Source organism: Variovorax sp. Varisp46 (genome assembly GCF_059491885.1).
In genome coordinates, this window is the sequence record NZ_CP168515.1 from 5863950 (window position 1) to 5876040 (window position 12091).

At 64.3% G+C, this 12091-nt stretch carries 14 protein-coding genes and 4 tRNA genes; all 18 read left to right on the plus strand.

The annotated features are described in order from the left end of the window. Positions 1-320 precede the first annotated feature (320 nt). The 18 genes from trpE (at position 321) to rplJ (ending at position 12080) form a co-directional block, all read left to right on the plus strand. Positions 321-1823: an anthranilate synthase component I gene (gene trpE / locus ACEN9N_RS27665; protein WP_495655007.1), complete on the plus strand. Its 1503-nt coding sequence runs from the start codon at positions 321-323 to the stop codon at positions 1821-1823. After that, on the plus strand, positions 1820-2212 hold the full coding sequence (locus ACEN9N_RS27670) for a GxxExxY protein (RefSeq protein ID WP_495655008.1): 393 nt from the start codon (positions 1820-1822) through the stop codon (positions 2210-2212). Before trpE ends, ACEN9N_RS27670 begins: the two co-directional genes overlap by 4 nt. Further along, a complete protein-coding gene (locus ACEN9N_RS27675; RefSeq protein ID WP_495655009.1) occupies positions 2209-2793 on the plus strand; it encodes an aminodeoxychorismate/anthranilate synthase component II in 585 nt (194 codons plus the stop codon). The genes ACEN9N_RS27670 and ACEN9N_RS27675 overlap by 4 nt, the downstream gene beginning before the upstream one ends. A gap of 7 nt (positions 2794-2800) precedes the next feature. Continuing rightward, the gene (gene ltaE / locus ACEN9N_RS27680; protein WP_495655010.1) at positions 2801-3859 is read left to right on the plus strand and encodes a low-specificity L-threonine aldolase; all 1059 of its coding nucleotides are present in this window, start codon (positions 2801-2803) and stop codon (positions 3857-3859) included. 16 nt (positions 3860-3875) lie between these two features. Further along, positions 3876-4535, plus strand: coding sequence for a LysE family translocator (locus tag ACEN9N_RS27685; RefSeq protein ID WP_007830968.1), 660 nt, complete (start codon positions 3876-3878; stop codon positions 4533-4535). A 22-nt stretch (positions 4536-4557) separates the two neighbouring features. Then, entirely contained in the window at positions 4558-5580 is a 1023-nt protein-coding gene (gene trpD / locus ACEN9N_RS27690) for an anthranilate phosphoribosyltransferase (RefSeq protein WP_478180531.1), read from the plus strand. A 26-nt stretch (positions 5581-5606) separates the two neighbouring features. After that, positions 5607-6407, plus strand: a complete 801-nt coding sequence (trpC, locus tag ACEN9N_RS27695) for an indole-3-glycerol phosphate synthase TrpC (protein ID WP_495655011.1) — start codon at positions 5607-5609, stop codon at positions 6405-6407. Further along, positions 6404-7111: a uracil-DNA glycosylase gene (locus ACEN9N_RS27700; RefSeq protein WP_007830971.1), complete on the plus strand. Its 708-nt coding sequence runs from the start codon at positions 6404-6406 to the stop codon at positions 7109-7111. Before trpC ends, ACEN9N_RS27700 begins: the two co-directional genes overlap by 4 nt. Positions 7112-7217: 106 nt before the next feature. Further along, positions 7218-7303 (plus strand) — tRNA-Tyr (locus tag ACEN9N_RS27705). A gap of 65 nt (positions 7304-7368) precedes the next feature. Next, positions 7369-7442, plus strand: a tRNA-Gly gene (locus ACEN9N_RS27710). Positions 7443-7483: 41 nt separating this feature from the next. After that, a tRNA-Thr gene (locus ACEN9N_RS27715) sits at positions 7484-7558 on the plus strand. A 74-nt stretch (positions 7559-7632) separates the two neighbouring features. Then, complete coding sequence (tuf, locus tag ACEN9N_RS27720) at positions 7633-8826, plus strand: elongation factor Tu (RefSeq protein ID WP_108143266.1); 1194 nt, start codon at positions 7633-7635, stop codon at positions 8824-8826. A 21-nt stretch (positions 8827-8847) separates the two neighbouring features. Continuing rightward, positions 8848-8923 (plus strand) — tRNA-Trp (locus tag ACEN9N_RS27725). A gap of 102 nt (positions 8924-9025) precedes the next feature. Continuing rightward, complete coding sequence (secE, locus tag ACEN9N_RS27730) at positions 9026-9409, plus strand: preprotein translocase subunit SecE (protein WP_007831049.1); 384 nt, start codon at positions 9026-9028, stop codon at positions 9407-9409. Positions 9410-9412: 3 nt separating this feature from the next. Next, positions 9413-10015: a transcription termination/antitermination protein NusG gene (nusG, locus tag ACEN9N_RS27735; protein ID WP_007831050.1), complete on the plus strand. Its 603-nt coding sequence runs from the start codon at positions 9413-9415 to the stop codon at positions 10013-10015. A 137-nt stretch (positions 10016-10152) separates the two neighbouring features. Further along, a complete protein-coding gene (gene rplK, locus ACEN9N_RS27740; RefSeq protein WP_007831051.1) occupies positions 10153-10584 on the plus strand; it encodes a 50S ribosomal protein L11 in 432 nt (143 codons plus the stop codon). Then, a complete protein-coding gene (gene rplA, locus ACEN9N_RS27745) occupies positions 10585-11283 on the plus strand; it encodes a 50S ribosomal protein L1 (RefSeq protein WP_007831052.1) in 699 nt (232 codons plus the stop codon). 260 nt (positions 11284-11543) lie between these two features. Then, positions 11544-12080 carry a 50S ribosomal protein L10 gene (gene rplJ / locus ACEN9N_RS27750; RefSeq protein WP_007831059.1) on the plus strand — a complete coding sequence of 179 codons (537 nt, stop codon included), beginning with the start codon at positions 11544-11546 and terminating at the stop codon, positions 12078-12080. Positions 12081-12091: the final 11 nt, after the last annotated feature.

Below are 12091 nucleotides of genomic sequence, written 5' to 3' on the forward strand. Positions count from 1 at the left end.
GTCGTGCGAATGTATCTTTTCGTTTTACGTTTCGCCCTCGGGGGAACCCTCAAAACCGAGGTTGGCGGCTCCCGGTGCACGCCTGCGCGTTTTCGTGGGCTAAACTCCGCCCCTCATATGTTCGTTCATCACATCATTCAAACAGGTGAAGGCAGCCGGGGAGCCTGGCCCTGGCGTCGCCATACTTCGCTGACTGTTTGATTGCACGGCGCACGCCGTGCGCCCGCGGTTCCGGATCGACACACACGACGACGCCGGACCATCCGTGAATGACCTTGCCACGGCCAAAGCAGCGCCGGCCGGCAATTGGAGAACGATCCGTGATCACCGAACTTGAATTCAAGAGCCTCAGCGCCCAGGGCTACAACCGCATTCCGCTGATGGCCGAGGCCTTTGCCGACCTCGAAACGCCTCTGTCCCTTTATCTCAAGCTGGCCCACTCGCAGGGCGGTGGCAAGCACAGCTTCTTGCTCGAATCGGTGGTGGGCGGCGAGCGCTTCGGGCGCTACAGCTTCATCGGCCTGCCGGCGCGCACGCTGCTGCGCGCCAGCGGCTTCGGCGCCGAAGCCGTCACCGAGGTGGTGACCGACGGCCAGGTCGTCGAGACCGCCAAGGGCAATCCGCTGGATTTCGTGGCCGATTACCAGAAGCGTTTCAAGGTCGCGCTGCGGCCCGGCCTGCCGCGCTTCTGCGGCGGCCTTGCCGGCTACTTCGGCTACGACACCGTGCGCCACATCGAGCGCAAGCTCGAGAACAGCTGTCCGCCCGACACGCTGGGCTGCCCCGACATCCTGCTGCTGCAGTGCGAGGAACTGGCGGTCATCGACAACCTCTCGGGCAAGCTCTACCTCATCGTCTATGCCGATCCGAAGCAGCCCGAGGCCTATGCCGTGGGCAAGCGACGCCTGCGCGAGCTGAAGGAAAAGCTCAAGTACTCGGTGAGCGCACCCATCGTGAAGCCCACGCAGCCGCACCCGCCCGAGCGCAGCTTCGCCAAGGCCGACTACCTCGCAGCCGTGGAGCGCGCCAAGGAAATGATCGCTGCCGGCGACTTCATGCAGGTGCAGGTGGGCCAGCGCATCAGCAAGCGCTATACCGAGTCGCCGCTGTCGCTGTACCGCGCGCTGCGTTCGCTGAACCCGTCGCCCTACATGTACTACTACAACCTGGGCGATTTCCACGTGGTGGGCGCCTCGCCCGAGATCCTGGTGCGCCAGGAGAACACGGGCGAAGGCGAGCAGAAGATCACCATCCGCCCGCTGGCCGGCACGCGCCCGCGCGGCGCATCGATCGAGCTCGACAAGGCGGCCGAGGTGGAACTCATCAACGACCCGAAGGAGCGCGCCGAGCACGTGATGCTCATCGACCTCGCGCGCAACGACATCGGCCGCATCGCCAAGACCGGCACCGTGAAGGTGACGGAAGCCTTCGCGGTGGAGCGCTACAGCCACGTGATGCACATCGTGAGCAACGTCGAAGGCACGCTGAAGGACGGCATGACCGCCATCGACGTGCTCAAGGCCACCTTCCCGGCCGGCACGCTGACCGGCGCGCCCAAGGTGCATGCGATGGAGCTCATCGACCAGCTGGAGCCCACCAAGCGCGGCCTGTACGGCGGCGCCTGCGGCTACATCAGCTATGCGGGCGACATGGATGTCGCCATCGCCATCCGCACCGGCATCGTGAAGGACCAGATGCTGCACGTGCAGGCCGCGGCCGGCGTGGTGGCCGACTCGGTGCCCGAGCTGGAGTGGAAGGAAACAGAGGCCAAGGCGCGCGCGCTCTTGCGTGCGGCCGAACTGGTCGAGGAAGGCCTGGAATGAGCACCGCACCCGACATTCAGAACGACTTTTCGCACGAGATCATCGGCGCCGCCGTCGAGGTGCAGCGCGTGCTCGGCACGGGGCTCGATGAAGGGGCCTACGCAGCGGCGCTGGCCATCGAGCTTGCCGAGCGCGAGATCGGCTTTGCGCGCGACGTGGCGCTGTCCGCCACCTACAAGGGCCGCTCGCTCGGCGAGGTGTACCGGGCGGGCTTCGTGGTCGAGCAATCGGTCATTGTCGAGCTCAAGGCGGTCGACGTGCTGACCGATCTGCACCGCGCGCAGGTGCTGGCCGCGCTGCGGCTCTCGGGCCTCAAGCTGGGCCTCCTGATCAACTTCAACGTGTTCCCCGTCGTCAAGGGCGTGCACCGGATTGTGAGCAAGCCATGAAACTGCTGATGATCGACAACTACGATTCCTTCACCTACAACATCGTCCAGTACCTCGGCGAGCTGGGTGCGGATGTGCAGGTGCATCGCAACGACGAGATCACGGTAGCGCAGATCGGCGAGCTGATCGCTTCCGGCGTCACGCGTCTCGTGGTGTCGCCAGGGCCTTGTTCGCCTGCGGAAGCGGGCGTTTCGGTGGCGGCCATCGAGGCCTTCGCGGGCAAGCTGCCCATTCTTGGCGTGTGCCTCGGCCACCAGGCCATCGGTGCGGCCTTCGGCGGCAAGATCGTGCGCGCGCAGCAGCTCATGCACGGCAAGACCAGCGAGATCACGACCACGCGCGAAGGCGTGTTCGCCGGGCTGCCCGAGAAGTTCATCGTCAACCGTTACCACTCGCTCTCCATCGAGCGCGAGAGCTGCCCGAAGGCGCTGGCGATCACCGCGTGGACCGACGACGGCGAGATCATGGGCGTGCGGCACACCGGCTTTGCGCATGATGTGCGCATCGAGGGCGTGCAGTTCCATCCCGAATCGATCCTCACCGAGCACGGCCACGCCATGCTCAAGAACTTTCTCGATTGATCCCGCCATGACAGACCGCTCCTCCCTCGTCGACCTGCGCAGCGACACCGTCACGCAACCCACCCCGGCGATGCGCGAGGCCATGATGGCGGCGCTGCTCGGCGACGACGTCTTCGGCACCGACCCGAGCGTGAATGCGCTGCAGGAAAAGATCGCGGCCATGCTGGGCTTCGAGGCCGCGCTGTTCGTGCCCACGGGCACGCAGAGCAACCTCTGTGCGATCCTGTCGCACTGCGGCCGCGGCGACGAATACATCGTCGGCCAGCAGGCGCACTGCTACCGCTGGGAAGGCGGCGGCGCCGCGGTGCTCGGCAGCGTGCAGCCGCAGCCGCTCGATCACGCGCCCGACGGCACGCTGCCGCTCGCGCAGATCGAGGCGGCGATCAAGCCCGACGACGCGCACTTCGCCCGCACGCGGCTGCTGGCGCTGGAGAACACGCTGGGCGGCAAGCTGCTGCCTTTCGAGTACGTTCAGGCGGCGACTGATCTAGCGAGGAGCAGGGGGCTGCAGCGGCACCTCGACGGCGCGCGGCTCTTCAATGCGGCAACCGCGCAGGCGGCATTGAACAATCGAAGCGACATCCGCGCGGAAGCCCGCCGCATCGCGCAATGTTTCGACAGCGTGTCGGTGTGCTTCAGCAAGGGGCTCGGCGCGCCCATCGGTTCTGCCCTGGTGGGTTCGCGGGAGTTCATCGCGCGGGCACACCGCGTCCGCAAGATGGCGGGCGGCGGCATGCGGCAGGCGGGGCTTCTGGCGGCAGCGGCTTCGCATGCGCTCGACCGTCATGTCGACCGTCTCTCCGACGACCACGCACTGGCGCAGCGCCTGGCGCAGGGGCTCGAAGGCATCGAAGGGCTGAAGGTCGAGGCACCGCACACGAACATCGTGTTCGTCGATCTTGCCGGCGCCGCGCAGGCGCGTTCTTCGGAACTGCTCGCGAGCCTCAACCAGCAGGGCATCCTTGCAACCGGGCTCTACCGCCTGCGCTTCGTGACGCACCTCGATGTCGATGCCGCCGGCGTCGACCGGGCCGTGGCCGCGATCCGCGCCTTCTTCAAGTCCTGAACCCGGCGAGGACGCGATGCCTGATCTTCCCCATCTGCTCGCCTTCATCGCCGCCGGCTGGCTGCTGAACCTCACGCCGGGCCCCGACGTGCTGTACGTCGTGACCAACTCGCTGCGCTCGGGCGTGCGCGCCGGCGTCATGGCGGGGCTTGGCATCACGGCAGGCTGCTTCGTTCACATCTTCGCCGCAGCGGTCGGCGTCGGCACGCTGATGGCGACATCCGCCACGGCCTTCACCGTGCTCAAGTACATCGGCGCGGCGTACCTGCTGTACCTCGGTGTGCGCATGCTGCTGTCGCGCGCGAAGCCGCCAGCCGACCTGGAAGCCGTGGCCGCCGTGAGCGAGGCGCGCAGCCTCAAGGCGATCTTCCTTGGCGGCTTCTGGACCAACGTGCTGAATCCGAAGGTTGCGCTGTTCTTCCTGGCCTTCGTGCCGCAGTTCATCGCGCCGGGCACAGACAGCAAGGCATTGGCCTTCGTGTTGCTGGGCGTGCTGTTCAATCTCAACGCCATCCCCGTCAACGTCGGATGGGCCATGGCCGCGAGCTGGATGGCGCATCGCAGCGCCGTGCAGAAAGGCATGCACTGGCTCGACCGCGCCGCCGGCGTGCTTTTCATCGGCTTCGGCCTCAAGCTCGCGTTCACCGACGCGCCTGCCGTTCGCGTCGGTTCCTGACTCACTTTCCAGGAGACTTTCCATGATCACCCCCCAGGAAGCGCTGCAGCGCACCATCGAGCACCGCGAGGTCTTCCACGACGAGATGCTGCACATCGTGCGCCTCATCATGAGCGGCGAGTGCTCGCCCGTGATGATGGCTGCGCTGATTACCGGCCTGCGCGTGAAGAAGGAAACCATCGGCGAGATCACCGCCGCCGCGCAGGTGATGCGCGAGGTGTCGACCAAGGTGCCCGTGACGGACACGACGCACCTCGTGGACATCGTCGGCACCGGCGGCGACGGTTCGCACACCTTCAATATCTCGACCTGCTCGATGTTCGTCGCGGCCGCAGCGGGTGCCAAGGTGAGCAAGCATGGCGGGCGCAGCGTGTCGAGCAAGTCGGGCAGCGCCGACGTGCTGGAGTCGCTGGGCGTGAACATCAACCTGAAACCCGAGCAGATTGCACGCTCGATCGAGCAGGTGGGTATCGGCTTCATGTTCGCGCCGAACCACCACCCCGCGATGAAGAACGTCGCGCCGGTGCGCAAGGAGCTCGGCATCAAGACGATCTTCAACATCCTCGGGCCGCTGACGAATCCGGCCGGTGCGCCGAACATCCTGATGGGCGTGTTCCACCCCGACCTCGTGGGCATCCAGGTGCGTGCGCTGCAGCGGCTCGGCGCCGAGCATGCGATGGTGGTCTACGGCCGCGACGGCATGGACGAAATTTCGCTTGGTGCGGCCACCATGGTGGGCGAACTGAAGGACGGCGAAATTCGCGAATACGAACTGCATCCGGAAGACTTCGGCTTCCAGATGTCGAGCAACCGCGCACTGCGCGTGGAGACGCCCGAACAGTCGAAGGCGATGCTGCTTGGCGTGCTCGACAATCACGCCGGCCCCGCACTCGACATCGTGTTGTTGAATGCTGGCGCCGCACTGTATGCGGCGAACGTGGTCGATTCGGTGGCGGCGGGCGTGGAGCGCTCGCGCGCTGCCATCGCGTCGGGCGCGGCGAAGGCCAAGCTGGCCGAACTGGTCAAGGCCTCTGCGGCCGTCTGAGCCTCAAGAAAACGGAACCCAAAGCTATGTCCGACATCCTCGACAAGATCGTTGCCGTCAAGCACCAGGAAGTCGCGGCGGCCCTGAAGCGCGCGCCGCTCGAGGCCGTTCGCTTCGACGCCGAGAGCCGCGTGCTGACGCGCGATTTCGAAGCCGCGCTGCGCGCCAAGATCGCCGCCGGCCATGCCGCCGTGATCGCCGAAGTCAAGAAGGCCAGCCCGAGCAAGGGCGTGCTGCGCGAGGACTTCATTCCCGCCGACATTGCGCAGAGCTACGCCGAAGGCGATGGAGAGATCAGTGCGGCCTGCCTTTCGGTGCTGACCGACAAGCAGTTCTTCCAGGGCGGCGTGGACTACCTCAAGCAAGCCCGCGCCTCGTGCGACCTGCCGGTGTTGCGCAAGGATTTCGTCATCGACGCGTACCAGGTGTACGAATCGCGCGCAATGGGTGCCGATGCGATCCTGCTGATCGTCGCGTGCCTCGACGACGCGCAGATGAAGGACTACGAAGCCATCGCGCGCGGGCTGGGCATGGCGGTGCTGGTGGAAGTGCACGACGCCGCCGAACTCGACCGCGCGCTCAAGCTGAAGACCGCGCTGATCGGCGTCAACAACCGCAACCTGCGCAACTTCGAGGTGTCGATCCAGGCGACCATCGATCTGCTGCCCAGGCTGCCGGCGGACCGCCTGCCCGTCACCGAATCGGGTATCGCCACGCGCTCAGACGTGGCTACGCTGCGCGCGGCCGGCGTCAATGCATTCCTGGTCGGCGAGGCGTTCATGCGCGCCAAGGAGCCCGGCGAGGCCCTCGCTGCGTTGTTCAAATGAATCGGCCCGATCAGCTGTCGAGCAGCGATCCCGCCGACTGGCCGGTAGCGCCCGGCTGGCAGCCGCTGGTCGACGACTTTTTCGGTGGCGCCGTCGGGCAGAAGTTGCTGGGTTTCCTGCGCGAACGCCTCGATGCGGGCGCCGTGATCTTTCCGCCGCAGCCGCTGCGGGCGCTGGAACTCACGCCGCCCGACGAGGTGCGCGTGGTGATCCTGGGCCAGGACCCGTACCACGGACGCGGCCAGGCCGAGGGGCTGGCGTTCTCCGTGGCGCCCGGCGTGGCGCTGCCGCCGTCGCTGCGCAACATCTTCAAGGAGCTTCAGCGCGACCTCGGCGCGCCGCAGCCGCCGTTTCCGAACCCGGGCGGCAGCCTGGTGAAGTGGGCGAAGCACGGCGTGCTGTTGCTCAACACCTGCCTGACGGTCGAAGAAGCGCAGCCCGCCAGCCATTCCGGCCGCGGCTGGGAAGTGCTGACGGATGCCGTCATCCGCCATGTTTCGGCTGGCACCAAACCTGTTGTTTTTATGCTGTGGGGCTCGCACGCGCAGAGTAAGCGTGCGTTGATCGATGTTGGGCGCCATAAGGTGCTGATGGCGAATCATCCGTCGCCCCTTTCGGCGCTGCGCCCGCCCGTGCCGTTCATCGGCTGCGGTCATTTCGGCGAAGCGCGCGCATGGCGGGAGGCGCAGCGGCCGGAGGGCTGAACTTCGGAGATAATCGTGGGCTCACGCCTCGGGCAGTTCTTCCGCATCTTCTTGATGCTGGGATTTCTGGGTAGTCACAAAACCGTGCTATATTTCGAGGTTCGCCGGAGAGGTGGCCGAGTGGTTAATGGCAGCAGACTGTAAATCTGCCCTCTTACGAGTACGCTGGTTCGAATCCAGCCCTCTCCACCAGCGATGAATTTGGTTTCTAGGAGCGATTGGATCTAGCGCTTTGGGTGCCTTGAAGTGCCCCTGATGCGGGAGTAGTTCAATGGTAGAACCCCAGCCTTCCAAGCTGATGACGCGGGTTCGATTCCCGTCTCCCGCTCCAGAGATCCGGTTCGGCGCAGGAATGCGATTTGGTTAGACAAAGCCCTTTTGGCTCAGTGGTAGAGCACTCCCTTGGTAAGGGAGAGGTCGCGGGTCCGATTCCCGCAAAGGGCACCAGTTTTTGGGGGTTGCAACGGCAGCTTTGCAACCCATCTGCATACGTTGAAAACGTTTTTTTTCGGAGTCGAAAAATGGCAAAAGGTAAATTCACCCGCACCAAGCCGCACGTGAACGTGGGCACGATCGGTCACGTCGACCATGGCAAGACCACGCTGACGGCGGCGATCGCCACGGTGCTGTCGGCCAAGTTCGGCGGCGAAGCCAAGGCCTACGACCAGATCGACGCTGCGCCCGAAGAAAAGGCCCGCGGCATCACGATCAACACCGCGCACGTCGAGTACGAAACGGCCAACCGCCACTACGCACACGTCGACTGCCCCGGCCACGCCGACTACGTGAAGAACATGATCACCGGCGCCGCCCAGATGGACGGCGCCATCCTGGTGTGCTCGGCCGCCGACGGCCCGATGCCCCAGACCCGTGAGCACATCCTGCTGGCTCGCCAGGTGGGCGTGGGCTACATCATCGTGTTCCTGAACAAGTGCGACATGGTCGACGACAAGGAACTGCTCGAGCTGGTCGAAATGGAAGTCCGCGAACTCCTCGACAAGTACGAATTCCCCGGCGATGACACCCCCATCATCCACGGCTCGGCCAAGCTCGCCCTCGAAGGCGACAAGGGCGAGCTGGGCGAAGGTGCCATCATGAAGCTGGCCGAAGCCCTCGACACCTACATCCCGACGCCTGAGCGCGCCGTGGACGGCACCTTCCTGATGCCCGTGGAAGACGTGTTCTCGATCTCGGGTCGCGGCACCGTGGTGACCGGCGCTGTCGAGCGCGGCGTGATCAAGGTCGGCGAGGAAATCGAAATCGTCGGCATCCGCCCGACCGTCAAGACCACCTGCACCGGCGTGGAAATGTTCCGCAAGCTGCTGGACCAGGGCCAGGCTGGCGACAACGTCGGTGTGCTGCTGCGCGGCACGAAGCGCGAAGAAGTCGAGCGCGGCCAAGTGCTGTGCAAGCCCGGCTCGATCAAGCCGCACGTGCACTTCACCGCCGAGGTGTATGTCCTGTCGAAGGACGAAGGCGGCCGTCACACGCCGTTCTTCAACAACTACCGTCCGCAGTTCTACTTCCGCACGACGGACGTGACCGGCGCGATCGAGCTGCCCAAGGACAAGGAAATGGTCATGCCCGGCGACAACGTCAGCATCACCGTGAAGCTGATCAACCCGATCGCGATGGAAGAAGGCCTGCGCTTCGCCATCCGCGAAGGCGGCCGCACCGTGGGTTCGGGCGTCGTGGCGAAAATCCTCGACATCTAAGCCGAGCGAAAAGAGTACCGGAGGGGTATAGCTCAATTGGCAGAGCGTCGGTCTCCAAAACCGAAGGTTGTAGGTTCGATTCCTACTGCCCCTGCCACCTAGGTGGCACCCCGAAAAAGCCCATCGCGACCCGATGGGCTTCGGCGTCTCAAGAGGCGCATTGAATAGAAGGCCGAAAGGCGCAGGAAATCAGCCAACCATGGCCACTTCTCAAATCGAAACCGTGAGCACCGGCGCAGACAAGGCCAAGTTGGCCGCGGCTGTTGTGCTGGCAGTGGGCGCCATCGTGGCGTTCTATCTGCTGTCGCGCCAAGGTTCGCTGGTCCAGTGGGCTGCGCTGCTGGTCGGCCTGGCCGCTGCGGTGGGTGCCTTTGGCAGTTCGGAGAATGGCCGTCAGTTGTGGGCTTTTGGCCGCGACTCGTGGCGCGAGGTCAAGAAGGTCGTGTGGCCGACCCGCAAGGAAGCAATGCAGATGACGGCTTATGTGTTCGCCTTTGTGGCGATCATGTCCGTCTTCCTCTGGCTCACCGACAAGACGCTCGAATGGGTGTTTTTCGACCTCATTCTGGGCTGGAGAAAGTAAGCAATGACCGACGACGTAGTTGAAACCACGCCTGAAGAGGAAAACACTCCGATTCTGGCTCCCGCCGCCAACCCCGATCTGCGTTGGTATGTGGTGCATGCCTATTCGGGCATGGAAAAGGCCGTCGAGCGCAACATCACCGAGCGCATCAACCGCGCCGGCATGCAGGACAAGTTCGGCCGCATCCTGGTTCCGACCGAGGAAGTGGTCGAGATCAAGAACGGCCAGAAGCGCACCACCGAGCGCCGCTTCTTTCCTGGCTACGTCCTGGTCGAAATGATCATGGACGACGAGAGCTGGCACCTGGTGAAGCACACCAACAAGGTGACGGGTTTCGTGGGTGGCGCCAAGAACCGTCCGGCCCCGATCTCGCAGAAAGAGGTCGAGGACATCGTCAGCCAGATGCAGCAGGGCACCGAGAAGCCGCGCCACAAGGTCGAGTTCACCGTCGGCGAATTCGTGCGCGTCAAGGAAGGCCCGTTCACCGACTTCAACGGCACGGTCGAAGAAGTCAACTACGAGAAGAGCAAGGTCAGCGTGTCGGTCATGATTTTTGGCCGCGCGACGCCTGTGGAGCTCGAATTCAGCCAGGTCGAAAAGACCTGAGCCACAGGCCGCAAGGCCTGAAGCATTCCCGGCTGCGCGTTGTCCGACTCGGCGCGCGGCCTTGATCGAAGAGTCGTTCAACCCCGGGGAGCCCTGGCCGCAAGCCAAGGCGATATCACCCGCAAGGAGCAAAAAGCATGGCGAAAAAAATCGTCGGCTTCATCAAGCTGCAAGTGCCAGCTGGTAAGGCCAACCCGTCCCCGCCGATCGGTCCCGCACTCGGTCAGCGCGGTCTGAACATCATGGAGTTCTGCAAGGCGTTCAATGCGCAAACCCAAGGCGTCGAGCCGGGTCTGCCGCTGCCGGTGGTCATCACCGCGTTCGCTGACAAGAGCTTCACCTTCATCATCAAGACGCCCCCGGCGATCACCTTGATCAAGAAGGCCATCAAGCTGGAAAAGGGCTCGGCCCGTCCGCACACCGACAAGGTCGGCAAGATCACTCGCGCACAGCTCGAAGAAATTGCCAAGGCCAAGATGAAGGACCTGACTGCCGCCGACCTCGACGCAGCAGTTCGCACCATCGCCGGCTCGGCCCGCTCGATGGGCGTGAATGTGGAGGGCGTGTAAATGTCCAAGATCACCAAGAAGCAGAAGTCGCTCGCAGGCAAGGTCGACAGCAACAAGCTGTACCCGCTGGCTGACGCGATCGTCATCGTCAAGGACGCCGCTACCGCCAAGTTCGACGAATCGATCGACGTGGCTGTGCAGCTCGGCATCGACGCGAAGAAGTCGGACCAGGTCGTGCGTGGCGCCGTCGTGCTGCCCAACGGCACCGGCAAGACCAAGCGCGTCGCCGTGTTCGCCCAAGGCGCCAAGGCTGAAGAAGCCAAGGCCGCCGGCGCCGACATCGTCGGCATGGACGACCTCGCTGCCATGGTCAAGGCTGGCGACATGCCTTTCGACGTCGTGATCGCTGCCCCTGACGCGATGCGCGTCGTCGGTACGCTCGGCCAGATCCTCGGCCCGCGCGGCCTGATGCCCAACCCGAAGGTTGGCACCGTGACGCCCGACGTTGCGACCGCTGTCAAGAACGCCAAGGCTGGCCAGGTCCAGTTCCGCGTCGACAAGGCCGGCATCGTGCACGGCACGATCGGCCGCCGCTCGTTCGACAACGACAAGCTGCAGGGCAACCTCGCCGCGCTGATCGACGCTCTGGTCAAGGCAAAGCCCGCGACCAGCAAGGGCGTGTACCTGCGCAAGGTGGCTGTGTCGTCGACCATGGGTCTGGGTGTCCGCGTGGACACGCAAACCATCTCGGCGAGCTAAAGAGATTTGCCTTGCTCCTGATCTAACGTGAAGGGGCGGGGCGAATGTGGTGGGTCGCGGCAGCTCAGGTTGCTGCGGGCCATCCAAGACCGCTGGTGTGCAGGGCGCTGCACTTAATCGCCGGATCGATCCTTCCGGTATCCAGCGCAGATGGCGATCCCGCTGCAAGGAATTTGATTTTTGTTCCGAAACAGTTGTTGGTCGCTGCATGAAGCGCGATCCCAGGCCCCGGCCGAAGATCGCATTAAAAGGAGTAGACCTTGAGTCTGAATCGCAGTGAGAAAGAAGCGGTCATCAGTGATGTGACCAGCCTCGCCGCAAAAGCTCAAACGCTCGTGATGGCGGAATACCGTGGCATCACGGTGGCCGATATGACCAAACTGCGCATCGAAGCGCGCAGCAAGGGTGTGACCCTGAGTGTTCTGAAGAACACCCTGGCACGCCGTGCTGTCGCCGGTAGCGCGTTTGAGATTGTTGGCGACCAGATGACCGGTCCGCTGATCTACGGCTTTTCCGAAGACGCAGTGGCTGCCGCCAAGGTGGTGGCCGACTTCGCGAAGACCAACGACAAGTTGGTGATTCGCGGTGGCGCGTTTGGCGGCAAGGCCCTGGACGTGAACGGCGTGAAGCAACTGGCCAACATCCCTTCGAAGGAAGTGCTGCTGGCGCAATTGCTGGGCTTGATGCAATCCCCGATCTCTCGTACCGCCCGCGTGCTCGCGGCGCTGGCCGAGAAGCGCGGTGGTGGCGAAGCTGCACCCGTTGCCGATGCACCGGCAGAAGCGCAGGCCGCTTGAGCCTCGCGTTT

Bases quoted from the DNA above. Each gene is read 5' to 3' on its own strand.
- ACEN9N_RS27670 (WP_495655008.1), top strand. From the start codon at position 1,820: ATGAGCACCGCACCCGACATTCAGAACGACTTTTCGCACGAGATCATC.
- ACEN9N_RS27675 (WP_495655009.1), top strand. From the start codon at position 2,209: ATGAAACTGCTGATGATCGACAACTACGATTCCTTCACCTACAACATC.
- ltaE (WP_495655010.1), top strand. From the start codon at position 2,801: ATGACAGACCGCTCCTCCCTCGTCGACCTGCGCAGCGACACCGTCACG.
- ACEN9N_RS27685 (WP_007830968.1), top strand. From the start codon at position 3,876: ATGCCTGATCTTCCCCATCTGCTCGCCTTCATCGCCGCCGGCTGGCTG.
- trpD (WP_478180531.1), top strand. From the start codon at position 4,558: ATGATCACCCCCCAGGAAGCGCTGCAGCGCACCATCGAGCACCGCGAG.
- trpC (WP_495655011.1), top strand. From the start codon at position 5,607: ATGTCCGACATCCTCGACAAGATCGTTGCCGTCAAGCACCAGGAAGTC.
- ACEN9N_RS27700 (WP_007830971.1), top strand. From the start codon at position 6,404: ATGAATCGGCCCGATCAGCTGTCGAGCAGCGATCCCGCCGACTGGCCG.
- tuf (WP_108143266.1), top strand. From the start codon at position 7,633: ATGGCAAAAGGTAAATTCACCCGCACCAAGCCGCACGTGAACGTGGGC.
- secE (WP_007831049.1), top strand. From the start codon at position 9,026: ATGGCCACTTCTCAAATCGAAACCGTGAGCACCGGCGCAGACAAGGCC.
- nusG (WP_007831050.1), top strand. From the start codon at position 9,413: ATGACCGACGACGTAGTTGAAACCACGCCTGAAGAGGAAAACACTCCG.
- rplK (WP_007831051.1), top strand. From the start codon at position 10,153: ATGGCGAAAAAAATCGTCGGCTTCATCAAGCTGCAAGTGCCAGCTGGT.
- rplA (WP_007831052.1), top strand. From the start codon at position 10,585: ATGTCCAAGATCACCAAGAAGCAGAAGTCGCTCGCAGGCAAGGTCGAC.